Annotated in this window: 24 protein-coding genes; 10 read left to right on the plus strand and 14 right to left on the minus strand. The window is 63.0% G+C overall.

The window, feature by feature from the left end:
• Positions 1–103 precede the first annotated feature (103 nt).
• Entirely contained in the window at positions 104–1,039 is a 936-nt protein-coding gene (locus AAGT95_RS16015; RefSeq protein ID WP_342594448.1) for a histone deacetylase family protein, read from the minus strand.
• A gap of 154 nt (positions 1,040–1,193) precedes the next feature.
• On the opposite strand from AAGT95_RS16015, the gene AAGT95_RS16020 reads away from it, so the two are divergent.
• From AAGT95_RS16020 to AAGT95_RS16035, 4 genes are all read left to right on the plus strand, one after another.
• Positions 1,194–3,977: a bifunctional acetate--CoA ligase family protein/GNAT family N-acetyltransferase gene (locus AAGT95_RS16020; RefSeq protein WP_342594449.1), complete on the plus strand. Its 2,784-nt coding sequence runs from the start codon at positions 1,194–1,196 to the stop codon at positions 3,975–3,977.
• 180 nt (positions 3,978–4,157) lie between these two features.
• Complete coding sequence (locus AAGT95_RS16025) at positions 4,158–5,360, plus strand: quaternary amine ABC transporter ATP-binding protein (RefSeq protein ID WP_110599722.1); 1,203 nt, start codon at positions 4,158–4,160, stop codon at positions 5,358–5,360.
• On the plus strand, positions 5,360–6,202 hold the full coding sequence (locus AAGT95_RS16030) for an ABC transporter permease (protein WP_110599720.1): 843 nt from the start codon (positions 5,360–5,362) through the stop codon (positions 6,200–6,202). Before AAGT95_RS16025 ends, AAGT95_RS16030 begins: the two co-directional genes overlap by 1 nt.
• A gap of 81 nt (positions 6,203–6,283) precedes the next feature.
• A complete protein-coding gene (locus tag AAGT95_RS16035; protein WP_342594450.1) occupies positions 6,284–7,174 on the plus strand; it encodes a glycine betaine ABC transporter substrate-binding protein in 891 nt (296 codons plus the stop codon).
• Positions 7,175–7,275: 101 nt separating this feature from the next.
• Here AAGT95_RS16035 and pdxH read toward each other — a convergent pair whose 3' ends face one another.
• The 6 genes from pdxH to AAGT95_RS16065 form a co-directional block, all read right to left on the minus strand.
• A complete protein-coding gene (gene pdxH, locus AAGT95_RS16040) occupies positions 7,276–7,926 on the minus strand; it encodes a pyridoxamine 5'-phosphate oxidase (protein WP_110600457.1) in 651 nt (216 codons plus the stop codon).
• 148 nt (positions 7,927–8,074) lie between these two features.
• Entirely contained in the window at positions 8,075–9,325 is a 1,251-nt protein-coding gene (locus tag AAGT95_RS16045; RefSeq protein ID WP_232822270.1) for a hypothetical protein, read from the minus strand.
• Positions 9,322–9,708, minus strand: coding sequence for a DUF2069 domain-containing protein (locus AAGT95_RS16050; RefSeq protein WP_342594451.1), 387 nt, complete (start codon positions 9,706–9,708; stop codon positions 9,322–9,324). The genes AAGT95_RS16045 and AAGT95_RS16050 overlap by 4 nt, the downstream gene beginning before the upstream one ends.
• Entirely contained in the window at positions 9,705–10,349 is a 645-nt protein-coding gene (gene wrbA, locus AAGT95_RS16055; protein WP_110599714.1) for an NAD(P)H:quinone oxidoreductase, read from the minus strand. The genes AAGT95_RS16050 and wrbA overlap by 4 nt, the downstream gene beginning before the upstream one ends.
• Positions 10,350–10,545: 196 nt before the next feature.
• Positions 10,546–10,890: an arsenate reductase family protein gene (locus tag AAGT95_RS16060; RefSeq protein WP_110708976.1), complete on the minus strand. Its 345-nt coding sequence runs from the start codon at positions 10,888–10,890 to the stop codon at positions 10,546–10,548.
• A 149-nt stretch (positions 10,891–11,039) separates the two neighbouring features.
• Positions 11,040–11,468: a gamma-glutamylcyclotransferase family protein gene (locus AAGT95_RS16065; protein WP_342594452.1), complete on the minus strand. Its 429-nt coding sequence runs from the start codon at positions 11,466–11,468 to the stop codon at positions 11,040–11,042.
• Positions 11,469–11,640: 172 nt separating this feature from the next.
• On the opposite strand from AAGT95_RS16065, the gene smrA reads away from it, so the two are divergent.
• Positions 11,641–12,240, plus strand: a complete 600-nt coding sequence (smrA, locus tag AAGT95_RS16070) for a DNA endonuclease SmrA (RefSeq protein ID WP_110599708.1) — start codon at positions 11,641–11,643, stop codon at positions 12,238–12,240.
• A gap of 106 nt (positions 12,241–12,346) precedes the next feature.
• Here smrA and AAGT95_RS16075 read toward each other — a convergent pair whose 3' ends face one another.
• The 3 genes from AAGT95_RS16075 to metH form a co-directional block, all read right to left on the minus strand.
• Positions 12,347–12,880, minus strand: coding sequence for a DUF934 domain-containing protein (locus AAGT95_RS16075; protein WP_342594453.1), 534 nt, complete (start codon positions 12,878–12,880; stop codon positions 12,347–12,349).
• Positions 12,870–14,525 (minus strand): nitrite/sulfite reductase, encoded by a 1,656-nt coding sequence (locus AAGT95_RS16080; RefSeq protein ID WP_342594454.1) that lies wholly within the window; start codon positions 14,523–14,525, stop codon positions 12,870–12,872. Before AAGT95_RS16080 ends, AAGT95_RS16075 begins: the two co-directional genes overlap by 11 nt.
• Positions 14,526–14,642: 117 nt before the next feature.
• Entirely contained in the window at positions 14,643–18,428 is a 3,786-nt protein-coding gene (gene metH / locus AAGT95_RS16085) for a methionine synthase (RefSeq protein ID WP_342594455.1), read from the minus strand.
• Positions 18,429–18,613: 185 nt separating this feature from the next.
• On the opposite strand from metH, the gene nfuA reads away from it, so the two are divergent.
• Both nfuA and AAGT95_RS16095 read left to right on the plus strand, forming a co-directional pair.
• Complete coding sequence (nfuA, locus tag AAGT95_RS16090; protein ID WP_110599700.1) at positions 18,614–19,201, plus strand: Fe-S biogenesis protein NfuA; 588 nt, start codon at positions 18,614–18,616, stop codon at positions 19,199–19,201.
• A 209-nt stretch (positions 19,202–19,410) separates the two neighbouring features.
• Entirely contained in the window at positions 19,411–20,376 is a 966-nt protein-coding gene (locus AAGT95_RS16095) for a TAXI family TRAP transporter solute-binding subunit (protein WP_342594456.1), read from the plus strand.
• Between the two features lie 13 nt (positions 20,377–20,389).
• On the opposite strand, the gene AAGT95_RS16100 is transcribed toward AAGT95_RS16095, so the two are convergent.
• On the minus strand, positions 20,390–21,361 hold the full coding sequence (locus AAGT95_RS16100; protein ID WP_110599696.1) for a DNA-binding protein: 972 nt from the start codon (positions 21,359–21,361) through the stop codon (positions 20,390–20,392).
• Between the two features lie 174 nt (positions 21,362–21,535).
• Between AAGT95_RS16100 and AAGT95_RS16105 the strand changes: the two genes are divergently transcribed.
• The gene (locus AAGT95_RS16105) at positions 21,536–21,964 is read left to right on the plus strand and encodes a SufE family protein (RefSeq protein ID WP_110708960.1); all 429 of its coding nucleotides are present in this window, start codon (positions 21,536–21,538) and stop codon (positions 21,962–21,964) included.
• A 22-nt stretch (positions 21,965–21,986) separates the two neighbouring features.
• Here the strand turns inward: AAGT95_RS16105 and yidD are convergent, their stop codons facing one another.
• Genes yidD through AAGT95_RS16120 form a run of 3 tightly spaced genes read right to left on the minus strand, consistent with a single transcriptional unit; the run spans position 21,987 to position 23,192 of the window.
• A complete protein-coding gene (yidD, locus tag AAGT95_RS16110; RefSeq protein ID WP_425356029.1) occupies positions 21,987–22,259 on the minus strand; it encodes a membrane protein insertion efficiency factor YidD in 273 nt (90 codons plus the stop codon).
• Positions 22,260–22,267: 8 nt separating this feature from the next.
• Positions 22,268–22,711: a phosphoribosyl-AMP cyclohydrolase gene (gene hisI / locus AAGT95_RS16115; protein ID WP_342594457.1), complete on the minus strand. Its 444-nt coding sequence runs from the start codon at positions 22,709–22,711 to the stop codon at positions 22,268–22,270.
• A 22-nt stretch (positions 22,712–22,733) separates the two neighbouring features.
• On the minus strand, positions 22,734–23,192 hold the full coding sequence (locus tag AAGT95_RS16120; RefSeq protein ID WP_110599690.1) for a transcriptional repressor: 459 nt from the start codon (positions 23,190–23,192) through the stop codon (positions 22,734–22,736).
• 212 nt (positions 23,193–23,404) lie between these two features.
• Between AAGT95_RS16120 and cyoA the strand changes: the two genes are divergently transcribed.
• Both cyoA and cyoB read left to right on the plus strand, forming a co-directional pair.
• Positions 23,405–24,607, plus strand: coding sequence for a ubiquinol oxidase subunit II (gene cyoA / locus AAGT95_RS16125; protein WP_342594458.1), 1,203 nt, complete (start codon positions 23,405–23,407; stop codon positions 24,605–24,607).
• A 4-nt stretch (positions 24,608–24,611) separates the two neighbouring features.
• The gene (cyoB, locus tag AAGT95_RS16130) at positions 24,612–26,594 is read left to right on the plus strand and encodes a cytochrome o ubiquinol oxidase subunit I (RefSeq protein WP_087720339.1); all 1,983 of its coding nucleotides are present in this window, start codon (positions 24,612–24,614) and stop codon (positions 26,592–26,594) included.

Below are 26,594 nucleotides of genomic sequence, written 5' to 3' on the forward strand. Positions count from 1 at the left end.
TCTGTCGGGAGCGTGGAGTGTCGAGTCGTTGTCTCGTGTCGGAGTGCAAGAATATCACAGCGTGAGGCGGCGGCTCTGCGCCGAGAACGACCTCTCCGCTACCTCAGACCGAATAGGCGTGACCCAGCAGCGCGATCAGGTGCGCCTCGACGCTCAGTGGCAGGGTCTTGAGGTGATAGCCACCCTCCAGCACCGAGACCAGCTTGCCGCCGGCGTGACGGCGAGCGACATCCATGGCGAGCGTGGTCACCCAGTGAAAATCCTCGTGACCGAGGGCCAACTGGCCCAGCGGGTCGTCACGGTGAGCATCGAAGCCGCTGGAGAGAAGCACCAGTTGAGGCCGGTGACGCTCCAGCGCCGGCAGCCAGTTCCGCTCGACAGCGGTCCTGAACCCCAGGCTGCCGGTACCGGCAGGCAAGGGAGTATTGACGATGTTGGGCCACGCTCCGGTCAGATAGCGCCACGGGTAGAACGCTTCCTGGTAACTGCTGCAGACCAGTACCGCGGGATCGTCGTGAAAGATATCCAGCGTACCGTTGCCCTGATGGACATCGAAATCGAGGATGGCGATTCGCTCGATGCCATGGGCGGCCCTGGCATGGGCGGCCGCCACGGCGACGTTGTTGTAGAAGCAGAACCCCATTGCCAGCGCGCGCTCGGCGTGATGGCCAGGTGGCCGAACGGCACAGAACACGTTGTCGGCGCGGTTGCCGCAGACCAGATCGACACCGCGGACCGCCGCGCCCGCCGCGAGCGATGCCGCAGCCAGCGAGTAAGGCCCCATGCGGGTGTCGCTATCGAGTTGCTGGAGGCCGCTTTGCGGTTGCTGGACATCGAGCGCGCTGAGGTAATCTGGGGCGTGCACCCTCTCGAGCTGGAGCGTCGATACCGGCCCGGGTTCCGACTGCATCGTCTGCTGCAGAACCCCGCTGAGCATGAGCCTGGCGCGGATGGCCTCGAGCCGCATGGGAGACTCCGGGTGATGGGAGCCCATGTCGTGCAGCGCGATATCGGGGTGGGTGAGATAGGAGGTGATCATTGAGACTCGCCGGCCGGTTCGAGGTAGCTCCATTCTGGGCGAGGCCGGCGCAACAAGTCACATTGTCTCGCTTCGACTTTGGTCTAGGGTCTGAACCTCGATGACGTGACCGTGTAGGGTTGAACGCATCCTTGTCGACGTCGTGAGGTTCACGGTGGCCACGCAATTCCTGCGCCGTTTTTTCGCGCCGAGATCACTGGTGGTGATCGGCGCCTCCCCCAAACCGGAATCGATGGGGGGAATCGTCCTGCAGAATCTGCTGCAGGCCGGCTTTGCGGGGCCGGTATGGGCGATCAATCCCCGGGGATACCAGGAGGTTCATGGTGTGACCTGCTTCCGGCGCATCGCCGATCTTCCCGAGATCCCCGATCTCGCCATCGTCTGCTCTCCGCTGAGCGGGGTCCCGGCGGTGCTGGAGCGGCTGGGACGCCGGCAGGTCAGGGCCGCGCTGATCGTCTCGGGTGGCGCGTCGCTGGAAGACGATTCCCGCGACGGCAAGGCGTTGCGCGCGCGACTGGAGCGGGCGACATTGCGCTCCGGCATGCGCGTGCTCGGACCGGAGTGCCTGGGCGTCGCGGTGCCTTCCATGAAGCTCAATGCCACCTATGCCAGCCAGCCGATAGGCGATGGCAGCGTCGCCTACCTCGGCCAGTCGGGGATGCTGGGGAACGCGATGATCGACTGGGCCGCCGGTCGCGAGGTGGGTTTTTCCCATCTTGTCACGCTGGGCGACAGCCTCGACGTGCAGTTGCCCGACCTCATCGACTATCTGAACCAGTCCGGTCGCTGCCGGGCGCTACTGCTGCACCTGGAAGCCTTCGGCAATGCACGGCACTTCATGACGGCGCTGCGGGAATCGTCGCGCAATCGGCTGGTGCTGGCGATCAAGAGCGGGCGTACCGCCGAGGCGACGCTCAGGCCGGTGTCGTCGACTGCGGGGGTCGATCGCCGAGACGCCATCGTCGATGCCGCACTGGCCCGGGCCGGGGTGGTGCGGGTCGGTGATTCCGACGAACTGTTCGATGCCCTGGAGACGCTGTCGCGGCTCAAGCCGCCGAAAGGCGACCGTCTGGCGATCGTTTCGAACGGCGTGGGCCCGGCGCTGCTGGCGATCGACAGGTTGATCGATGGCGGGGGCCGGCTGGCAGAGCTCGGTGAGACGGCCGCCGGCGCCTTGAAGGAGCGCCGGCTGGATGTCAGCAGACCGGGGCGCAACCCGGTTGACCTGGGCGGCAGGGCGACCCCGGAAGACTATCTGAGTGCACTGGAGATCGTGGCCCGCGATCCCAATGTCGACGCGGTTCTGGTGCTTCACGCGCCGACGCGGCTGGCGCCATCGCTGGCCACGGCCAACATGCTGATCGAGGCGCGCCAGCGCTTCCGCCACCGCCTGCTGGTGAGCTGGATGGGTCTGAAGGAGGCGCTAGAGGCCCGTGCGGCCTGCAATCGTGCCGGCATTCCCAGCTACGTGTCGCCGGAAAAGGCCGTCAGGGCCTTCCTCCACCTGGTGCGCTATCGCCAGGTCCAGCATCTACTGCAGGAGACGCCTCCCTCGCTGCCGTTCGACTCCAGTACTGGCAGCCGGCAGCGTTGCCATGCGCTTATCGACGACGCCCTGAACCGCCGGCGAGACCGGCTGACGCACCAGGAGACCGGTGAGGTACTGGCCGCCTACGGCATCGAATGTGCGCCCAGCGAGTACGTGTTCGATCTCGAGCAGGCGGAGCGGGCCACCGAGCGACTGCAGGGCCCCTGGGCCGTCAAGATCGTCCACCGCGACAACTGCGAGCCGTTTCGCTACTGGGGCGAGTCGCGGCGGCAGGCCACCTCGCTGGTCCAGGATCTGGAGCAGCCGGGCAGCGTCGTGGACGCCGTCGTACGACTGGAGGCGCGTGTTGGCGAGGCGCTGCCCGACAGCCCCATCTACAGCTACTGCCTCCAGACCATGCAGCGCGGCAAGGGGTCGCTGCAGCTATGTGCTGGCATCACGCGGGATGCGGAGTTCGGCCCGGTCATCGTGTTCGGCATGGGCGGCTACAAGGTCGACGTCATGGCCGACCGCCAGACGGCGCTGCCACCGCTCAACATGCGCCTGGCGGAGGAGCTGATGGACCGTACCCGGGCGGGCCGCCTGATCCGCGAGCACAGCGAGGACCCGGACAGCGCCGTCGGCTGGGTCGCCCGGCTGCTGGTCAAGCTGTCCCAGATGGCTTCGGATCTGCCGCGCCTCAAGGGGCTAGAGATCAACCCGCTGCTGCTCAATCACGAGGGGATGATGGCGGTCGACTTCGCGCTCGACCTGGGGCCGGCGTCGACCCAGGCGATCATGCCCTATCCGGAGCAGTTGCGGGAAACCGTGACATTGAACGGCATGGAGATCGAGATCCGGCCGATCCGCGGCGAGGATGCCCCGCTGATCACCCATTTCCATACCTTCCTATCCGAGCAGAGCATCCGTTACCGCTACTTCCACCACAAGGCCGTACTGTCACCCCGGGAGCTGTCACAGCTGAGCCAGATCAACTATGACCGCCAGATGGCGTTCATTGCGGTCCGGCGCGTCGAGCAGGCTGGCGGGCAGCAGAGCGGGGCAGCTGGCACTGCTTCACCTTCGGAAGAGATGCTTGGGGTAGTGAGGGTATGGAACGACTCCGACAACATCCGCACCGAATTCTCGATCATCGTTCGGGACGACCTCCACGGCAGCGGCCTGGGGCGCCGATTGATGCGGAAGATGATCGACTACAGCCGGCAGGTGGGAACGCTGGTCATGGAGGGTACGATCCTCAGCGACAACCTGCCGATGCGCCGGCTGCTGACCTCGCTCGGGTTCGAGCTGCGCACCAACGTCGAGGAGGGCACCGTGGAAGCCACGCTGAAACTGAATGAGCCGCAGAGCGACTGGCAACGTCATCGTCTCGACGCGGCGATGGATTGACCAACGAAGGAGGGGGGCTGGAGCCGTTTGAACGCTCATTCAATTATAAGATATTGTCGTTTGAAGGGATATTGATAAAACCGTATGATACGAAACCTAACAACACCAACAGATACCGTTCGACACGTATCCTGACAACGGCGTGAAGGACATTTTCTGCTTTGCCAACCTAGGCCTGACATGACCGACACACAGCAAACCAAGATTCAAGTGCGGAACTTGAGCAAGGTGTTCGGCGACGACGCCAAGAAAGCACTCAAACTACGCGACGAGGGTCTCAATCGTGCCCAGATTCTCGAAAAGACCGGGCAGACGCTCGGTCTCTCCAACATCAATTTCGATGTCCGGGAGGGCGAGCTTCTCGTCATCATGGGGCTCTCCGGCTCGGGCAAGTCGACGCTGATCCGCTGCCTCAACCGCCTGATCGAGCCCACCGAAGGCGACATCATCATCGGCGGCGAGAACATTCCCCAGCTCAGTGACAAGGCGTTGTTGCAGTGCCGGCGCCGGCACTTCTCGATGGTGTTCCAGAACTTCGCGCTGTTTCCGCACCGGACCGTGCAGATGAATGCCGAGTACGGTCTCGAGATTCGCGGCGTCGACAAGGCCGAGCGAGCCGAGAAAGCCAAGAACGCGCTCAAGCAGGTCGGGCTGGAGGGGTGGGAGCATGCCTATCCCAACCAGCTTTCCGGGGGCATGCAGCAGCGGGTCGGGCTGGCTCGCGCGCTGGCCAACGACGCCAGCGTACTGCTGATGGACGAGGCGTTCTCCGCCCTCGATCCGCTGATCCGGCGGGACATGCAGCAGGAGTTGATCGAACTGCAGCACCGGATGAAGAAGACCACGATCTTCATCACCCACGATCTCGATGAAGCCCTCCACATCGGTGACCGCATCATTCTGCTCCGTGACGGCGAGATCGTGCAGATCGGCACCCCTGAAGAGGTATTGACGCAGCCCGCGGATGACTACGTCGCCCGTTTCACCGAGGGGGTGGACCGCTCCCGGGTCGTCACCTCCCGCCGGGTGATGCGTCCGGTGCGCGCCACGGCCCATCACGACGACGGCCCGCGAACCGCACTGCGCAAGATGAGCGAGAATGCGCTGGACTCCATCTACGTCGTCGACCGCGAGCGCAAGCTGCTGGGCATCGTCGAGGTCGATGATGTCGATGAGGCGGCGAGGGCCGGCAAGGATTCGATACAAGAGCTGCTGATCACGGACTTTCCCCACATCGGACCCGATGAGCCGCTGGCGACGCTCTATCCCATGTTTCAGGGCAAGAGTTATCCGGTGGCAGTCATCGATGACCAGCAGCGCCTGCTGGGCGTGATCGTCAAGGGTGCCGTACTCGAACAACTGGCTCAGACGGGAGAACAATAATGGATTTCGATATTCCGAGAATCCCGCTGGGCAACTGGATCGAGAGCGGGCTCGATTTCCTGACCACCGAGTTTTCCGGCGTCACCCGAGCGATCTCGCGAGGGACGCAAAGTGGCATCAATTTGCTCAACGACGGGTTGATGTGGTTGCCTGAATGGGCGCTGATTGCGCTGGTCGTGCTGCTGTGCTGGAAGCTCAGCGGCCGGCGTCTGGCCATCGGCGGCCTGGCCGGCCTGGCGCTGATCTGGAATCTGGGCCTGTGGAATCCGATGATCCAGACCCTGACGCTGGTGGTCATCGCGACACTGGTAGCGATCGTGATCGCGTTGCCACTGGGCATTCTGGCTGCGGTATCCGACCGGTTCTATCGGGTGATCATGCCGGTACTCGACTTCATGCAGACGATGCCGGCGTTCGTCTACCTGATCCCGGCAATCCCGTTTTTCGGCATCGGCTCGGTCTCCGGCATTTTCGCCACCGTGATCTTCTCGATGCCGCCGGCCATCCGCTTCACCACGCTGGGCATCCGGCAGGTGCCGAAGGATCTGATCGAGGCGGCGGATGCCTACGGCTCGACCCGCAGTCAGAAGCTGATCAAGGTCCAGCTGCCACTGTCGCTGCCGACCCTGATGGGCGGGATCAACCAGACCATCATGCTGGCCCTGTCGATGGTCGTCATCGCGGCGATGATCGGTGCCAACGGCCTGGGCAGCGAGGTCTGGCGGGCCATTCAACGCCTGCGTCCCGGCGAGGGCTTCGAGGCCGGCATTGCGGTGGTCATCATGGCGATGCTGCTCGACCGCCTGACACAGTCACTCAGCGGCAGCAAGAAAACGAAGTGAAGCAGGGTGGAGCCCGCTGTCGTCGAATGTCTCGCCGACAGCCGGACTCGCGGTACGTAAACCACAAGAAGGGGAAAGTCGATGACACGCAACGCAATGTCGCAAGCCGTTCGCTATGGTGCCTTGATGATGGCCGCCGGCCTCAGCATGACCGCCGGCGTGGCCCAGGCGCAGGACAGCAAGGGCACCGTCAAGCTGGCCTATGTCGAGTGGGCCTCGGAAGTCGCCTCCACCAACGTGGTGCGCGCCGTGCTCGAGCAGCAGGGCTACGACGTCGAGATGGAATCGCTGGGCGCCGCGGTGATGTGGCAGGCGGTGGGTACCGGTGATGCCGATGCCATGGTCGCCGCCTGGCTGCCGACCACACATGGCGACTACATGGCCAAGGTGAAGGATCAGGTCGAGGACCTCGGGCCCAATCTCAACGGCACCAAGCTGGGGCTGGTCGTCCCCGCGTATACTTACGAGAAGGTCTCATCGATCGCCGATCTCAACGCCAACGCCGACCTGTTCGACGACAAGATCGTGGGTATCGACCCCGGCGCCGGCCTGATGGCACAGACCGAAGATGCCATCGACGAGTACGGTCTCGACAACATGCAGCTGCAGTCGAGCAGCGGTCCCGCCATGACGTCGGCACTGGCGAGTGCCATCGATGACAAGGCGGACATCGTGGTCACCGGCTGGACGCCGCACTGGATGTTCGCACGCTGGGATCTCAAGTATCTCGACGATCCGAAGAAAGCCTACGGTGATGCCGAGCACATCGACACCGTCGTTCACAAGGGTCTGAAAGAGAAGATGCCGCAGGCGTACGCTATCCTGGACAACTTCCACTGGACGCCGGACCAGATGGGTGAGGTCATGCTCATGAACCAGGAAGAGGGTTCGGATCCGTACGAGAACGCCAAGAAGTGGGTCGAGGAGAATCCTGATGTCGTCGCCGAATGGACCGACGGCACGGCCCAGTAACGACATTCATTGGGGTTCATGGCGAAGCGCCCGGTCAAATGACCGGGCGCTTTGCATTGGATGGGAGAAAACCCCGCTGGCGAATCAGCCGATGCGACTGCTCAAGGCGCCAGCCGGGTGCGATGCCACTCCTGGGCGTGTTCGTCGCGGCGGGTGTAGCGGACGCGATCGTGCAATCGGCTGCGTTGTCCCTGCCAGAACTCCACCGCCAGCGGCGCCAGAAGATAGCCGCCCCAGTGCGGCGGCCGTTCGACATCCTGATCCGAATAGACCTGCTCGAAGCGCGACAGTCGCTCTTTCATCCAGTCACGATTGGGAATCTCGACGCTCTGCTGGGAGACCCATGCCGCTAGCTGGCTCTGGCGTGGTCGGCTGGCAAAGTAGTCGTCGGACTGTCGGGAGTCCACCTTCGAGACGCTCCCCTCGACGCGGATCTGGCGCTGCAGCGCCGGCCACCAGAACACCACGGCGGCGTTGGGAACGTGGGCGAGCTCATTGCCTTTCTGGCTCTGGTAGTTGGTATAGAAGCGGAAGCCACTCTGATCGAACCCTTTCAGCAGGACGATGCGGGCGTGGGGGTGGCCCGCGCTGTCGACCGTCGCCAGCGTCATGGCGTTGGCATCCAGTCCCTCGGTCTCGATCGCCTTTTCCAGCCAGCCCTCGAACAGCGGAAGTGGCGAGTCGGGCGTGTTCTCGGGCGCCAGGGCGTCACCTTCGTAGTCCCGTCGCATACCGGCGAGATCGCTCATCAGTTGTTCTCCATGCGAATGCGATGAATGGCCATCATTGTAGCGCGCCAAGCCGGTGCGGTGGCCAACCCTCTCTCAGTCATTAGCCTAGGGGCGTCCAGCTCTCGCCGGGGCGCGCTGAACGTTCGCCCGTGCCCGGCGCGGAATCGGGTCAGATCGAACCCGCGTGAAGCGCCAGCACCAGGCCGCAGCAGCCCCAGCCGAGAATGGCATAGGGGAGATTCCAGCGCAGCATGTCGCGCACGGCAATCTGGTAGCGAACGCAGATCGCCAGATTGCTGCCGGAGAGCGGGCTGCTGCCGGTCCCCAGCGCCCAGCTCATGAGAAACAGCATGCCGAGCAGGGTCGGGTCGGGGTGGAGCGGCGCGATTAACGGTGCCAGCGTGGCGATACCGATCAGGGGGTGAATGCCGGTGAAGGAGACGACCACGATGATGCCAAGGGCGAACCACGCCTGCCAGTGACCGAAGTGATCGATGGGCAGGTCGAGCCCGTCCGGCAGGCTGGCCAGTAGCGCCGCCAATCCCGTCGAGATGACGCCAGCCCCCAGAAACAGGGCGAACTGGGGAGCCAGGCGCTGCAGGCCCTGGGTGAACTGATGGTGCATGCGCTCGCGCCGGTTGTCGCGAGGCATCAGCAGAAAGGAGAAGAGGGGCGCGACGATGGCGATGATCAGCGGGATCGAGAGAGCGGGATAGAGCAGGTGCAGCCCGATCACCACGATCGCCAGCGTGCAGGGCATCAGCAGCGCGCTCTTTTCGATGGGGTAACCGACGAAGGGCGCGTTCAGCCGTCGGATGTCGAGCCAGTTGAGCGCCAGCAGCGCAGCCGCCGCCAGCAGACCCCAGGGCAGCAGGCCGAGATAGTCGAGGCCTGGCGCGTAGGTCAGGGCCACACCCATCGCGACGAAGAATGGCGACCAGGCCGCGGCGGCGGTGAACCCCCGGCCGACGATGAGTGCCTGGGAGCGGGTGAGTCTCCCCTCGTGCTGCATTCGCTCGCCGAACAGGAAGACCACGGAGAGATTGATGGCGGCGCCGAACAGATGCGCCCCCAGCATGGTCCCGAGCATGCTGCCCGACTGCTGATGGTCCGCTCTGGCCTGCGGCGTGGCCATGGTCAGGAAGCTGACGCCGGCAAACATCATCAGCAACGACTGGTTGATGGTCAGCGCGTTCAACGGCGAGTAGGGCGTGCCGCGCACCAGCGCTGCCGCCCACAGCAACGAACCGGCCGCGAACAGCGTTCCTGCCTGGCGGCGGGAGGTGCGGGGCAGGGTGCGGAACAGCCGCAACGTCGCCAGCCAGGCCAGTATCGCGGCGGGCCAGATCGGCCAGCCAAACAGGTTGCAGGCCACACTGAGAGCCAGCATGGCCAGAATCAGGACGCTGGAAGGTCTCATGCCGGCGGTGAGTCGAGTCGACCGCGCAGGCGAACGTAGCGATAGGCCGTGAAGGCCAGAGCGCCGGCTGCCAGGATCTCGGCGCCGACCAGCACCGAACCGCCACCCTTGGTCACGATCATGATGCCCTGGACGACGTAGAGCACGCCCAGCGCCGTCAGCCAGATGTGGCCGCGCCGGCGTCGCATCAGTAGTGTCGGCAGGAACAGCACCAGCGGCAGGATCCTCACCAGTAGCGCAGCGACCTGCGCGTGCTGCTGGAGGTAATGCCAGATACCGCTCACCACCAGCAGCGCCAGCAGCGCCGAATAGGCGATCCACACGCCGCGCCGGGCAGTGTCGAGCGCTTCCGTGTTCTGCCGTGGCGAAGGACGTTCGTTCATGGCCGCCCGCTCCGCATCGCGGCGAGTGCCAGGGCGAGCTCGGCCAGGCGGCGCCCCTGGGCGACCGCCAGTCTGCGCTCGTCGGCGTCGACTTCGCGGTCGGCGTTGGGGCCGGCCAGATGGCTGGTGCCATAGGGCGTTCCACCGCTCTGGGTGCTCAGCAGCGTCGTCTCGCTGTAGGGCACGCCCGCATAGACCATGCCGTGATGCAGCAACGGAATCAGCATGGTCAGCAGGGTGCTCTCCTGGCCGCCGTGCAGGCTGGCCGTGGAGGTGAACGCGGTAGCCGGCCGGTCGACGAGCGCGCCGTTCATCCAGAGCCCGCTGGTGGTATCGAGAAAATACTTGAGCGGCGCGGCCATGTTGCCGAACCGGGTCGGGCTGCCCAGCGCCAGGCCCGAACAGTGGCGCAGGTCCGCTTCCTCGACATAGATCGCCCCTTGGTCGGGGATCTCGGGGGCGGTTGCCTCGGATACCGGCGAGACCGCCGGCACGGTACGCAGTCGCGCCTCGACGCCGGAGACGCTCTCGACGCCGCTGGCCAGCTGTTCAGCCAGTGTTTTCGTCGCCCCCTGGCGCGAGTAGTAGAGCACCAGGACATAGGGCAGGGTCGGGCCGCTGGAGGCCGTATGATCGGTCATGACTTCTCCTCGAGGGGACGGCTTGCATCAAGCGCGCTCGTCAGGGGTTGGACGAAAAAGTGGGCGAGCGATGACCAGACAAGGCAAAAGTCAGCGCAACCGGGCCGGACTGGCGTACCAGTTCACGGGGTGTAAAGGAGTACGTTGAGCGGGTTCAACACCGTATGGCCTCGCGCAGGCGGTTTTCGTACAAGGCTCAGATCAGTTGCAGGACGGCCTGCGGCGGGCGCCCAATGACCGCGTACTCGCCGTCGTCGGCGATCGGTCTCTGCATCAGGCGGGGATGCTCGACGATGGCGTCGATGATCTGCGCCGGGGTCGGGTCATCGATGCCGCGCGCCCGCCATTCCTGCTCGTCGCGGCGCAGCATCTGGTCGGCGTCGTCGCCCAGTCGCCTGGCGAGGCCTTCCAGCTGCTCACGCGACAGCGGGTCATCGAGATAGCGGCGTTCGATGAACTCGATGCCTCGAGACGCCAGCAGCGCCAGGGCCTCCCGTGACTTGGAGCAGCGCGGATTGTGGTAGAGCGTGAGCGTTGACATCGGTGCGGCGGAACCTTCTATGGCAGTGCGGCGCGGGGTCTTGCTGGCCGTCGATCGACGCGGGACAGCGCAACGGGGCGGAAGCGATATTGTAGCGGCTGATCAGCGGAGGCCTCAATCGTCGCCGACGACGGCAAGCGCCGCCGACTCTATTCCGGCAGCCGCTTGTAGACCCAGGCCGTCGTGCCGTCTTCCAGCTTGACGCTCTCCCGCGTGTAGCGAACGCCCAGTCGCTCGTAGCGATCCAGCGCCCTGAGTGCGGCAGGGCCGACGGTCAGCACCTCGCCGTACACCTCACCATCCGGCTGCGGGTGAATGTCCAGATCCTGTTTCCGATAGCCCTTCAGCGTCGCTTCCCGCGTCGCGACCGGAGTCCCCATGATGATCCAGCGCAAGCCGTCGTGACGCAGTGTCCCGTAGACGAACACGTCCTGCTCGGCAATTCGCTCATCGATGATGGCGGGCTCGGCGGGATGATAACCATAAGGGCTCATGAAGATGTACCAGAAGCCGCCGCCGGCGAGGATCGCCGCGGCGACCAGCAGAATCGACAGCCACTTGGCGAATCGTCGCATCATTGACAACCTTGCTCTGCGTAATGGATTTCGAGGAACATGCCTGTCAGCTTACCTCAGGCGCGGACGTCGCATGCAGATACGGTTCCGCAGAGGCCATTGAGGCGTCTCCTGAACCCCGTGCTAGCATTCGAAGTCGAAGCGTCAACGATGTCAGCGACGGAGGAGCGCCATCATGAGTCACGCCGCCAACGACTTCCAGGCATTCCGCGAAGCCTTGGGTCCCGATGTACGGCCGATCGGCAAGGGCCGGGACAAGGCCGCGGTCACCCGGCCCCAGAGATCACCCTCCGATGCCCAGCTCGCCCGTCGCGAGAGTGCCCAGCAGGCCCGCGACGACGAACGGGACTTCCTCTCCGACCAATTCGTCGACCTGGTCGGTGCCCACGATCCGATCGAATTTCGTCGCGACGGCATTCAGGTCGGCGTGCTCGAACGGTTGCGCCATGGCGGCTATCCCGCCGAGGCGCGGCTGCACATCATGCGCATGCCGGTCATCGAATGTCGCCGCGCCCTGTTCGGCTTTCTCCGCGACGCCTATGAACACGACCTGCGCAGTGTGCTCGTCGTCCACGGCCGCTCGCGCGAGGACGACGGCCACCCCAACGTCGTGCGCTCCTATCTCGACCACTGGCTTCGGCAGTTCGAGCAGGTCCAGGCCTTCAGTTCGGCGCCGGCCCAGCAAGGGGGAATCGGGGCGACTTTCGTGATGTTGCGCAAGTCGGAGCGTGCCAGATCGCACAATCGGGAGCGGCAGCAGAAGCGGCGCGGCTAAGTGACCGTTTGGTGCCGGATACACAAACCTTGGAGATCGTTGGCCCAACGCAATGACCCCAGCCTTGGCTGGGGTCATTGCTTGGAAAACCGGCTCCGAACCGATATCAGCGCTCCCGCAGGCGGCGGGCGAACAGCGGTTCGTTCAGGTCCACGGCGGGCTGGTAGCTGACGCTGAAGGCGGCGAGCGCCTTGAGGGCCGGCTCGAGCTCCTGATCCTCGCGTAGTGCCAGGGCGTCGAAGCCGCAGCGCGTCATGTAGTAGAGCTGATCGATCAGGACGTCGCCGATCGCCCGCACTTCGCCGGCATAACCGAAACGTTCCCGCAGCAATCGCGCCAGCGTGTAGCCGCGGCCATCGGTGAAGGCAGGGAAGTCGATCGCCACCAACGCGGCCTTCTCCAGTGTCGCCGCCAGTTCCGGAGTCAACTCGGTGTCGCTGGGTAGCCAGGGCGCCAGATCATCCTGATCCGAGTGCCGTTGCCACAAGGCGAGCGGCACGATGGCAGGACGGCTCACCGGCAGGCTCTCCTCGTCGCGGGAGAGCCCCCAGGTATCGGTGACCGGTTTGCCGAGCTTGATCAGCGTGCTCGTGGCGGCCACGGCTTCCGGCGCTTCTTGAAACTCCTGTTCAGGCTGCATAGACCCGCTCCTTGAAAGCCTGGTGACCGACACGACGATAGGTGTCGAGGAAGCGCTCATCGTCGAGGCGCTTTTCGACGTAGACCTGCAGAACCTTGTCGATGACGTCCGGGACATCCTCGCGATAGAAGGAGGGGCCCAGGATCTTGCCCAACGACACGTCGTCGTCGGCGTTGCCGCCCAGCGAGATCTGATAGTACTCCTCGCCTTTCTTGTCGACGCCGAGGATGCCGATATTGCCGACATGGTGATGCCCGCAGGCGTTCATGCAGCCGGAAATATTGAGATCGATCGGACCCAGGTCATACAGGAAATCGAGATCCTCGAAGCGCTCCTGAATCGCCTGGGCGATCGGGATCGAGACCGCGTTGGCCAGCGAGCAGAAATCACCGCCCGGGCAGCAGATGATGTCGTTCAAGGTGCCCACCGTGGGGTTGGCCATGCCCAGCGCATCGAGCTGCTGCCACAGCGCCTCGATCTCGTCGACGGGCACGTCCGACAGCACCAGGTTCTGCTCGTGGGTAACGCGTAGCTCGCCGAAGCCGAAGGTCTCCGCGAGATCCGCCACCGCGTCCATCTGATCGGCGGTGATATCGCCCGGGGCCGCCTCGCGACGTTTCAACGACAGCGTGACCGCCTTGTAGCCAGGCACCTTGTGATCCATGACATTGTTGGTCACAAAGCGGGCAAAGGCGCGATTTTCCTGACGAAGTGTCTCGTAGGCGACGATCGCGGATTCGGCGACCGGGCGACGCGCCGGCTCCGGGAAGTGCGTCTTGGCTTCGTCCACCGCCCCTTCGTTCAAGGTCTGCGGGCCATCCTTGAGATGGGCCCACTCGGCCTCGACGCGACGGGCGAACTCCTCGACGCCCAGCGCCTTGACCAGGATCTTGATCCGGGCCTTGAACTTGTTGTCGCGGCGACCGAACTGGTTGTAGACCCGGACGATGGCTTCGAGATAGGTCAGCAGATGCTGCCAGGGCAGATCCGCGCGCACCACCTCGCCGATCATCGGCGTACGCCCCATGCCGCCGCCCGCGAGGACGCGGAAGCGCAGTTCGCCGGCGTCGTTCAAGAACAGCCGCAGACCGATGTCATGGACGTGGATCGCGGCGCGATCCTCGGTGGCACCGGTGACAGCGATCTTGAACTTGCGCGGCAGGTAGGCGAATTCCGGATGCAGGGTGGACCACTGGCGAATCAGCTCGCACCAGGGGCGCGGGTCGACCACTTCATCCTTGGCGATGCCTGCGAACTGATCGCTGGTGGTGTTGCGAATGCAGTTGCCGCTGGTCTGGATAGCGTGCATCTGGACCTTGGCCAGGTCGGCCAGGATATCGGGCACGTCCTCCTGCGCCGGCCAGTTGAGCTGGAGGTTCTGGCGGGTGGTGAAGTGGCCGTAGCCGCGGTCGTAGCGCCGGGTGATGGTTGCCAGCGCGCGCAGCTGGTCACTGCTCAGCATGCCGTAGGGGATGGCGATACGCAGCATCGGCGCATGGCGCTGGATATAGAGGCCATTCTGGAGTCTGACCGGACGAAACTCCTCTTCACCGAGCTTGCCGGCGAGATAGCGATCCATCTGGTCGCGAAACTGCGCAACGCGCTCGTCGACGAGCGTCTGGTCATAAGAGTCGTAGCGATACATCGGGCCTGATCCTGCTAGTCATGGATTGCCAATGAGAGCACCTTACCGCGTGCGCTTTATTCTACAAAAGAATAAATACTCATAATTTCTTGCTTTATCGTTATTACGACCGCGCCGTCATGAGGCCAGCGCGGAGCCGGCGTCGCGTTCGCCGTCAGTGGCCGCCGGCGACTCCGGGTCGTAGGAGAGCACGGGCGACAACCAGCGCTCCAGTTCCGCCAGCGGCATCGCCTTGCGCCGGGCCAGCGCCTCGACCTGGTCCCGGCCGATCTTGCCGGTGGAGAAATATTTCGCTGAAGGGTGGGCGAAATACCAGCCGGAGACCGCCGCCGCCGGCCACATGGCAAAGCTGTCGGTCAGCGAGATGCCGGTGCGTGCGGTGGCCTCAAGCAGCCGGAACAGGGTGGCTTTCTCGGTGTGATCGGGGCAGGCCGGGTAGCCGGGAGCCGGGCGGATCCCCTGATATTTTTCGGCGATCAGGGCGTCGTTGTCCAGCGTCTCCTCCGGCACGTAACCCCAGAACTCCTTGCGTACGCGCTCGTGCAGGCGCTCGGCGAAGGCCTCGGCGAGGCGGTCGGCCAGCGCCTGAACCAGGATGGCGTTGTAGTCGTCGCCGGCCGCCTCGTAGCGCTTGGCCAGCTCATCCGCGCCATGGCCGGTGGTGACGGCGAAACCGCCGATCCAGTCGAGCTTGCCGCTGGACGCTCCGTTCTCTCGATAACGCGGCGCAATGAAGTCGGCCAGGCTGTGGCAGATGCCGTCGCGGCCCTTGGTGCTCTGCTGACGAATATGGTGGAGCCGCTCGATCACCGTTTCGCGACTGTCGTCAGCGTAGACCTCGATGACGTCGTCGTCGACGCTGTTGGCCGGCCACAGCCCGATCACGCCGCGGGCGCACAGATGCTTTTCGTCGATCAGCTTGCGCAGCATGGCCTGGGCATCGCGAAACAGATTGCGCGCCGCTTCGCCGACCACCTCGTCCTCGAGTATCCGCGGATACTTGCCCGAGAGCTGCCAGGTCATGAAGAAGGGCGTCCAGTCGATGAATTCGACGAGCTCGTCGAGATCGTAGTCGTCGAACACGGTGATCCCCGGCTGGATCGGTTTGACCGGTTCGAAATGGTTCCAGTCCACCTTGAAGCGCCGCTCTCGAGCCGAGCTGTAGGGCAAATCGGAAGCCTTGGGGCGGCGCTTGGCGTTGCGCTCACGGACCTGGTCGTACTCCTGCTGGATCTCGGCGAAGTAGGTGGGTTTCTGGGTCGGCGAGAGCAGCCGGCTGGCGACGCCGACGGCGCGGGAGGCATCGCTGACGTAGATCACCGGCTCGGCGTACTGAGGCGCGATCTTGACCGCCGTGTGCGCCTTCGAGGTGGTGGCGCCACCGATCAGCAGCGGGAGCTGGAAGCCCTGGCGCTGCATCTCCTTGGCGACGTGGACCATCTCGTCCAGCGATGGCGTGATCAGACCGGAGAGACCGATGATATCGGCGTTCTCGTCTCGTGCGGTCTTGAGGATCTTCTCCGTCGGCACCATCACGCCGAGATCGATCACCTCGTAGTTGTTGCACTGGAGCACCACGCCGACGATGTTCTTGCCGATGTCGTGGACATCGCCCTTGACCGTGGCCATCACGATCTTGCCCTTGGACTGCACATCGCCGGATTTCTCCGCCTCGATGTAGGGGATCAGATAGGCGACGGCCTGCTTCATCACCCGCGCGGACTTGACCACCTGGGGCAGAAACATCTTGCCGGCGCCGAACAGATCGCCGACCACGTTCATGCCGTCCATCAGCGGGCCCTCGATCACCTCGATGGGGCGCGCTGCCGCCGCCCGGGCCTCCTCGGTGTCGGCTTCGATATAGGCGGTGATGCCCTTGACCAGGGCGTGTTCGATCCGCTTGTTGACTTCCCACCCACGCCATTCGAGATCTTCTTTCTTCGCCGCGCCGCTGCCGTCCCCACCTCCGTCTTGACGGTAGCGCTCGGCGATCTCCAGCAGCCGTTCGGTGCCGTCGTCGCGGCGATTGAGCACCACGTCCTCGACCGCCTCGCGCAGCTCGCTCGGCAGGTCGTCGTAGACCGCCAGCTGGCCGGCGTTGACGATGCCCATCGACATGCCGGCCTTGATCGCGTGATAGAGAAACACCGAGTGAATCGCCTCGCGCACCGGATTGTTGCCGCGAAACGAGAACGAGACGTTGGAGACGCCGCCCGAGATCATCGCGTGAGGCAGGTTCTGGTGGATCCACTGGGTGGCCTCGATGAAATCGACGGCGTAGTTGTTGTGCTCCTCGATCCCGGTGGCGATGGCGAAGATATTGGGATCGAAGATGATCTCCTCGGCGGGGAAGCCGATCTCATCGACCAGCAGACGGTAGGCGCGCTGGCAGATTTCGGTCTTGCGGGCGAAGGTATCGGCCTGGCCCTGCTCGTCGAACGCCATGACCACGATGGCGGCGCCGTGGCGCCGACACTCGTTGGCCTGATGGCGGAACGACGCTTCGCCTTCCTTCAGCGAAATCGAATTGACGATCGCCTTGCCCTGAATGCACTTGAGACCGGCTTCGATGATCTCCCACTTGGAGGAGTCGACCATGATCGGCACCCGGGCGATATCGGGTTCGCCGGCGATCAGGTTGAGAAAGCGCACCATCGCCTCCTCGGACTCCAGCATGCCCTCGTCCATGTTGATGTCGATCACCTGGGCGCCGTTCTCGACCTGCTCCAGCGCCACTTCCAGGGCGGTGGTGTAGTCCTCCTCCTGGATCAGCCGCTTGAAGCGCGCCGAACCGGTGACGTTGGTGCGCTCGCCGACGTTGACGAACAGCGAGTCGGCTTCGATGTTGAAGGGTTCGAGGCCGGAGAGCCGGCAGGCAGCGGGGCGCTCGGGAACGGCGCGGGGCGCAACACCGTCGACGACGCGCTTGACCGCGGCGATGTGCTCGGGCGTGGTGCCGCAGCAGCCGCCGATGACGTTGAGCATGCCGCTCTCGGCGAACTCGCGCACGATCGCGGCCATCTCCTCGGCGCTCTGGTCGTACTCGCCGAATTCGTTGGGCAGCCCCGCGTTGGGATGGGCGGAGACGAAGGTGTCGGCCTTGAGGGAGAGCTCCTCGAGATAGGGGCGCAGCTCCTGGGCGCCGAGTGCGCAGTTCAAGCCGACGGAGAGCGGCCGGGCGTGACGTACCGCGTTCCAGAACGCCTCCGTCGTCTGGCCGGAGAGGGTGCGGCCGGAAGCGTCGGTGATGGTACCGGAGATCATCACCGGCAGACGCTCGCCGCGGGACTCGAACAGGGCCTCCAGCGCATAGATGGCGGCCTTGGCGTTGAGCGTATCGAAGATCGTCTCGATCAGGATGATATCGGCACCGCCATCGATCAGCGCGGTGGCGGCCTCGATATAGTTGTCACGCAGCTGGTCGAAGGTGACGTTGCGCCTGGCCGGATCGTTGACGTCCGGTGACAGCGAGGCGGTGCGCGACGTCGGACCCAGCACGCCAGCGACATAGCGTGGAACGCCGGTCTCCGCGGCGACGGCATCGCAGACCTCGCGCGCCAGTCTGGCCGCTTCGCGATTGAGCTCGACGGTCAGCGACTCCATGCCGTAATCGGACTGGGACAGCCGGGTACTGTTGAAGGTGTTGGTCTCGACGATGTCGGCGCCGGCCTCCAGGTAGGCGCGGTGGATCGATTCGACGATGTCCGCTCGCGTCAGCGTCAGCAGATCGTTGTTGCCCTTGAGCTCGCTGGGCCAGTCGGCAAAGCGCTCGCCACGGAAGTCGGCCTCGTCGAGACGGTACTCCTGAAGCATGGTGCCCATACCGCCGTCGAGGATCACGATACGCTCGTCCAGCGTCTTCTTCAGCGTGGCGAACGAGGCAGAGGCGGTAATGGCAGTCATGGCGGTGACTCTCCAACAGCAGGTAAACAGGTCGCGTCCCTCGCGAGACACCGAGGGGCCGCATGGTATCAGAAAGGCACGGATGGCGGGACTTGGGCGACAAGCCTGACTAAATCACTCGGGATTGTCTTGGCGCGCGCTTTTTCCTACCATAACGGTACATCTCAAGCAGAGTCCTCAGTCTCATGAGCCAACCGATTCAGATCACCGAAAGCGGCCAGGAGTACCTGGCCGAGTTGCTGGCCAAACAGAACGTCGACGATATCGCCGTGCGCGTCTTCATCACCCAGCCCGGCACTCCCTATGCGGAGACTTGTCTCGCCTACTGTCGCCCTGGCGAGGAGGAGCCCAGCGACGAGCGGGTGGAGCTGGAGAAGTTCAGCGTCTATCTCGACAAGAACAGCGTGCCGTTCCTGGAAGAGGCAGTGGTCGATTTCAACGCGGACCGCATGGGCGGCCAGCTAACCATCAAGGCGCCCAATGCCAAGATGCCCAAGGTCAACGCCGACAGCCCGCTGGAGGATCGCGTCAACTACATCCTCTATAGCGAGATCAATCCTGGTCTGGCGTCCCATGGTGGCGAGATCCGCCTGATCCAGCTCACCGAAGAGCAGGTCGCGGTGCTGCAGTTCGGCGGCGGCTGCCAGGGCTGCGCGGCGGTCGATCTCACCCTCAAGGATGGCGTCGAGAAGACGCTGATGGAGCGAATTCCTGAGCTCGCCGGCATTCGCGACGTCACCGACCACACCGATACCACCAACGCCTACTATTGAAGCCGACCGGGGCTCGCAAGACGGCACGCTTGCGACGCGCGGTCTCCCGCGAAGAGCGCTCGTCAGGAGCGCTCTTCGCGTTCCGGCGATCGCCCGGCAAGCCGTCGGCCATACCCGGGTTTCAGCGTCTGTCGCTGCAGTCGACAACCTGAGTGACAGCAGCCTGTCCGTGCTGGCCAGGTTTCGCGGTGACGAGAGCGGAGGCGCCCATGCCCACGAAGCGGTTCCTGATCGGCTGCCTGGCCTTGGCCTCGCTGCTCTGGTCGGTCGCGACATGGGCGAACTCGTCCATCGTCATCGGCACGGGGGGCATATCCGGGGTCTATCTCCCGACCGGGCGTGTCATCTGCCAGCTCTACCAGCAAGCGACCGGCGCTACCTGCCAGGCCCTGCCGACCGGGGGCTCGTCTTACAACGTCAATAGCGTTCGCAACGGCGATCTGGATTTCGGCATCGTCCAGTCGGACATTCAGTACGCCGCCTTCGAAGGTATCGCCCAGTTCTACGACAACGGCCCGAGCCCCGAGTTGAGAACCCTGTTCTCGCTGCATGCCGAGGCCTTCACGGTCGTTGCCACGCCGGCCGACATCCAAGAGTTCGACGACCTGCTGGGAAAGCGCGTCAACGTGGGTAACCCCGGCTCCGGCCATCGCGCCACGCTGAACGCCTTGCTGGCGATCAAAGGCAAGACGGAAGGGGCCTTCGCCCTGGCCAGCGAACTGAAACCCGGGGACATGACCCGAGTCATGTGCAGCGGCAAGCTGGACGCCTTTTTCTACGTCGTCGGCCACCCCTCGCAGGCCATCAACGAGGCGACCCGGCGTTGCGGTGCTCATCTGGTCGACGTCTCCGGACCCGACGTCGCCCATCTGATCGAAGCCGCGCCTTATTACAGTGTCACCGTCATCCCGGGCGGCACCTATGCCAACGCACCCGATGACACGACGACCTTTGGTGGCAGGGCGACTTTGATGACACGTTCGGACGCCGATGACGACGACGTCTATCGACTGGTCAAGGCGGTGTTCGAGCATCTGCAGACGCTCCGTCGGTCGCATCCGTCACTGGCACGGTTGGCACCGGCCGGAATGGTCAGCGAGGGAATGACCGCGCCCCTGCATCCCGGAGCGCGGCGTTACTACGAAGAAGCGGGGCTGTTGCCGGCCGAGCACTGACCGGCGGGCGACATCAACTGGCAGTGGGGGGCAGGGCGGCGCGAGACAGCCTGTCGTGCAGCTCACGATTGGCGGCACGGAGATTCTTGAGTTCGCTTTCCAGGCGCTGGCGCTCCTGCTGCATGGACTTGACTCGGTCGTCGCTGACGCGTTTCTCGCTTTCGGCCTGCTCCATGTGGACCTTGTCGGCGCGCAGGGACTCCTGGAGCTGGCCGTACTGACGGCGCTGCTCGGAAAGATCCTGCTGCAGGCGTTCGCAGCGCTGATCCAGCGACGCCAGGCGCTGCTCATACTGCTTTTCCTGCTTCAAGCGCTCCTGACGAGCATCCTCCAGCAGTCCCATCAACCGCGACTCGGCGGACTCGTGGCGCTTCTCTTCCTGAGCGAGCTTGGTCTGGTTGGCCTGGTGCTGCTTGGCCATGGCGTCACGATGCTGCTGTTCCGCCTGCTCCAGACTGGACTGATGGCGCTGGCAGGTCTGCTCGAGCTGGACGATACGCTTCTGCTGCTGACTCTGAGCGGATTGCAGTGATTGCAGTTCCGCCTGGAGATGCGCGGCTTCGGTGGTCTTGTTCTCGAGACGCTCCTGGACCCGGAGCATGTGCTCGTTGAGCGCCTGCAGTCGCTGTTCGGCATCCTCGCACTGACGTCTTGCCTGATGGCTGGCGTCGTCGGCCTCGCGGATCTGCTCGTCGGCCTCCTGGCGGTAGACGGCCAATTTCTCGTAGGCGGCCTGCTGCGCCTTGTCCCAGATATCGGCGACCCAGGCATCGAGGCCCTCGGGGCGCTCGAGATTGCGCGGAATGGCCTGTACCGAGTCTCCGCTCTGGCGCAGTCTCCATTCGCGGAGGTGGTCACTGATGGTGGTGTAGCTGCCGGTACCGAGAAATTCCCGGACCTTCTGGACGCTGATCGCTTCTCCCCGCTGCTGGAGTGTATCGATCGCGCGACAGACGTCATCGTAGCGGATGCCATTGCGTGCCATGTCTGGTTCCCTTGCGTTGCCAATGATTCCGGAGCTTCTGGTGGCTCCTGTTATCCAGCATAGGCGATTTACGTAAGGTGTATACGTAAAAATCTGTATGTAATGAAAGGAATCAGACGCTGGGGATCGAATCGTGCAACCCCTATAATGCGAACCAGAGACTAGGAGACGCTAATGAGTATTGAGCAGGCCCAGGCCGAGCTGCTGGATGAGTTCTCGATCTTCGACAACTGGATGGATCGCTATCAGTACATCATCGATATGGGACGCCAGTTGCCGGAGTATCCGGAAGAAGACAAGGTGGCGAATTACAAGATCGAAGGCTGTCAGTCCAACGTCTGGCTGCGCGCCACGGAAGAAGCGGGGCGGTTGCGATTCCGCGCGACGTCGGATGCCGCCATCGTCAGCGGGCTGATCGCGATCCTGATGCGGATCTACGACGATCGGGAACCCGACGAAATTCTAAACGAGGAACCCAGATTTCTGGCAGAGCTGGGACTGGACAAGCACCTGTCGCCGACACGCAGCAATGGTCTGCATGCCATGATCGAAAGCATCTACGCCATTGCCCGCGAGACTCGGGGCAGCCGCTCGGTTCACTGATCGGGCGGCCCGGCTCCCATTTCTACTCCTGGTGGTCAGCCTGGTGACATGGGCATTTCCGGTGATGGGGGTCGGGCACCGGGTCGACGCCACCGGGATGAAAAGGGTGGCATTTGAGCAGGCGGCGAATGGCCAGCCACATCCCGCGCCAGGGTCCATGCAGGTTGATGGCCTCCAGCGCGTAGTTCGAGCAGGTCGGCCAGAATCGGCAGCGTGGTCCGATCAGCGGGCTGATGCCATAGCGGTAGAGTTGAATCAGCCCGGTAACAAGCCAGGTGGCTATCTTGGCGATCACGATGGGCCTCAGCGTTTCTGGCCGTAGAGCGTTTCCGGTGAGATCAGGGGATTGCTGTCGACTTCACCGAACTCCGGGGTCAGACGCAGATAGAAGCAGTGACGTCGACCGGTATGACAGGCGGGGCCCGACTGATCCACCTTCAGCAGTAAGGTATCGCCATCGCAGTCGAGGCGGGCCTCGACAAGATGCTGTTGCTGGCCCGATGTCTCGCCCTTACGCCAGAACGCCTGCCGGGAGCGGGACCAGTAGCAGACGCGTCCGGTAGCCAGTGTCTCCTCCAGCGCCGCACGATTCATCCACGCCATCATCAGGACCTCGCCGCTATCGTGCTGCTGCGCGATGGCGGGAATCAATCCGTCGGCGTTCCACCTGGCTGCCGTGAGTAGCTCGCCGATAGCGACGCGAGCGCCAGATGAGGAGCGCTCGAGATCGTGAAAAAGGCCGGACATGGGTGTCACCGTAGGTTGAAAGTCAGTCAGACGAGGCTGAATCGCTCTCGAGGCAGGCATCGCAAGCACCGAGCAGCTCGATGGTCTGGCGCTGGATCGTGAATCCTCGCTCCCTTGCGGTCCGCGACAGCATCTCGCCGACAACTTCCTGATGAAGCTCTTCGACACGGCCGCAGTGCCGGCAGATCAACAGCTGGAAGCGATGCACGTGTTCGGGACACGGGCAGGCGATATAGGCATTGAGCGATTCGATTCGATGAACCAGGCCTTGCTCGATCAGGAAGTCCAGCGCCCGATAGACGGTCGGTGGGCGCGCGGAAGCGTGCTCGTCCGATAGTCGGTCGAGCAGATCGTAGGCTTTCAGGCCTCCCGGCGTGCTGGATATCATCTCCAGTACGCGGCGGCGAATCGGCGTAAAACGGACGCCGCGTTCCTGACACTGTTGATCTGCCTGTCTCAGCAGCACATCCGAATCGAGCATCGAATTTCCCGTTATCATCGACAGCAGCACATTCTACGCGCTCGCGTGGCGGGGAGCCACTGGGGAGGCCGGCTGGCAGGGCCTTGGCAGTCGTCGCCGCCATGTCGAGATAGTGTATTTAACATAATATATATTATGCGAATACAGAGGCTGCGGCGGACCCGGACCGAATCACCGGCGTCAACGACGAAAATCCTGAGATCGCCACCGAGTTGAACTACGCTGATCGGAACGGCCAAAAGCGAACCGCAGACGATCTGCGACATATCGCCACACTGGCGGAGAGTTTCCCGCCATCATCTGATCAAAAGCCATTTTTTCGGTACAATGCCGACCGCGAAATCCCTACTTCGTTGGCGACGTCGGATGCTCGGTACGCCATTGCGCGTCGTGTCAGAGTTGTCAGCCCTGGCTGGCAGCGTATGATGCAGGCCGCTAACCGATTGTTGCAGGGCCGAAAAGCTTTCCTCCACTGGGGTCGTGAGATGAGAAAAAGGAACTCCCTCAAGTATTTGAGTGTGATGACGTGGCTAACCACGCCACTGTTGCTGAGTGGTTGTGGATCAGCACTCATGGATCCGTCCGGCCAGATTGGCCAGGGTCTGAAGTCGTTGATCATCACGGCCTTTGGCTTGATGTTGATCGTGGTAATCCCGGTCATCGTGATGACCATCCTGTTTGCTTGGAAATATCGCGGGACCAATCTCGCGGCCAAGTACACGCCGAACTGGGAGCACTCGAATATCATCGAGGTCTTCGTTTGGGCAATCCCGTGCGTCATCATCTTCTTCCTTGCCGTCCTGACATGGCAGACGTCGCACTCCTTCGATCCACACAAGCCCATCGCCAGCGAAGACGAGACCATGACGGTCGACGCGATCTCGCTCGACTGGAAGTGGCTGTTCATCTATCCGGACGAAGGCATCGCCACGATCAACGAGCTCGCCATTCCCGTGGACACGCCGATCCACTTCCGTGTCACCTCGGGTACGGTCATGAACTCGTTCATGATTCCGAACCTCGGAAGTCAGATCTACGCCATGGCCGGCATGGACAACGATGTCTACCTCGAGGGTAACGAGATCGGCACCTTCCGTGGTCGTTCGACCCACTACAGCGGCGAAGGTTTCTCGGAGATGCTGTTCGACGCGCACGTCACGTCGGACGCCGATTTCCAGGCCTGGGTCGACAAGGTCAAGCAGTCTCCTGACACCATGATGTTTCCGGAAGACTACGAGCAGGTTGCCAAACCCTCCATTGCCAATCCGGTGGAGTACTTCTCGCAGGTCTCGCCCGACTTCTACGGCGATCTGATCAAAAGTTACAAGGCTGGTCACGGCGGTACCGATAGCCATGGCGAGCACAACGAAGCACGGGAGTCTTCAATGCCCATGAGTGCGCAGGCAGCGGAGTAACGTCATGTTCGGAAAACTCAGCTTAGATTCGATTCCATTTCACGAACCGATCATCATGGTCACCGCGGTGGCCATCGGGATCATCGGTGCGCTGATCGTCGGTCTGATTACCTATTATCGCAAATGGGGCTATCTCTGGACCGAATGGGTAACGTCCATCGATCACAAGAAGATCGGTGTGATGTACTTCCTCGTTGCGCTCGTCATGCTGATTCGCGGCTTCGCCGATGCGATCATGATGCGAACGCAGCAAGCCATTGCTGCCGGTGGCGCCGAGGGCTATCTGCCTCCCGAACACTACGATCAGATCTTCACCGCCCACGGTGTCATCATGATCTTCTTCGTCGCCATGCCCATGGTCATCGGTTTGATGAATCTGGTCGTGCCGCTGCAGATCGGCGCTCGCGACGTGGCCTTCCCGTTCATGAACAACCTGAGTTTCTGGCTGTTCGCGGTGGGCGTGATTCTGGTGAACATGTCTCTGGTTATCGGCGAGTTCGCCAAGACCGGCTGGCTGGCCTACGCGCCGCTATCGGAGTTGAAATACAGTCCAGGCGTTGGGGTCGACTATTGGATCTGGGCATTGCAGATATCGGGTATCGGGACCACGCTGACGGGGATCAACTTCTTCGTCACCATCCTGAAAATGCGCACCAAGGGCATGTCCCTGTTTCGCATGCCGATCTTCACCTGGACGGCGCTCTGCACCAACGTGCTGATCATTTTGTCGTTCCCGATCCTGACCGTGACCATTGCCCTGCTGACTCTGGATCGCTATCTGGGCATGCACTTCTTCACCAATGATATGGGCGGCAGCCAGATGATGTACGTCAACCTCATCTGGGCCTGGGGCCACCCGGAAGTCTACATCTTGATCTTGCCGGCGTTCGGTGTCTTCTCCGAGGTCATCGCGACCTTTACCAAGAAGCGTCTGTTCGGCTACAAGACCATGGTCTGGGCCACCGTCGTGATCGCATTTTTGTCGTTCACCGTCTGGCTGCACCACTTCTTCACCATGGGCGCGGGTGCTGATGTAAATTCCTTCTTTGGCATTGCAACGATGATCATCGCCATACCCACGGGCGTGAAGATCTTCAACTGGCTGTTCACCATGTATCGCGGGCGCATCCAGTTCACGACGCCGGTACTCTGGACGATCGGTTTCATCATCACCTTTACCCTGGGCGGTATGACCGGTGTCATGCTGGCCGTGCCGGGGGCGAACTTTGTGCTACACAACACGCTCTTCGTCATCGCTCACTTCCATAACGTCATCATCGGCGGCGTGGTGTTCGGGATGATGGCCGGCTTCACGTACTGGTTCCCGAAAGCCTTCGGCTTCACGCTGAGTGAAAAATGGGGCAAGCGCTCCTTCTGGTGCTGGCTGATCGGCTTCTACGTCGCGTTCATGCCGCTGTATGCGCTGAGCTTCTTCGGTGCCATGCGCCGGATGCAGTCCTACGAACAGACCGAGTGGCAGCCGCTGATGATCGTGGCCTGGTTTGGCGCCGTGATCATCGCCTGCGGCATTGCCTGCATCGTGATCCAGCTTGTCGTCAGTATTCGCGATCGCGAGAAGAACCGTGATCTGACAGGCGATCCGTGGGATGGGCGTACGCTGGAGTGGTCTACCTCCTCTCCGCCCCCGAACTACAACTTCGCTTACCTGCCAGATGTCGCGTCCATCGATAGCTACTGGGAGATGAAGCAGCAGCCGGGTGGCTTCAAGCGCGAGCTGGCGACCAAGTTCGAGGACATTCACATGCCCAGGAACACGGCGGAAGGCCCGATCCTGTCGCTGTTTGCCTTGTTGTTCGGCTTTGCGTTGATCTGGCACATCTGGTGGCTGGCGGGTCTGGGGGCCATCGGCATGTTCGTGACGTTCATGTTCCGTATCTTCAATAACGATACCGACTACCACGTCAGCGCTGCCGAGGTCGAAAAGACCGAACGTGAATACCACAAACGGTTGGAGATGCAGGCTTAA

This window comes from Salinicola lusitanus (genome assembly GCF_038648475.1).
Classification (GTDB): domain Bacteria; phylum Pseudomonadota; class Gammaproteobacteria; order Pseudomonadales; family Halomonadaceae; genus Salinicola; species Salinicola lusitanus.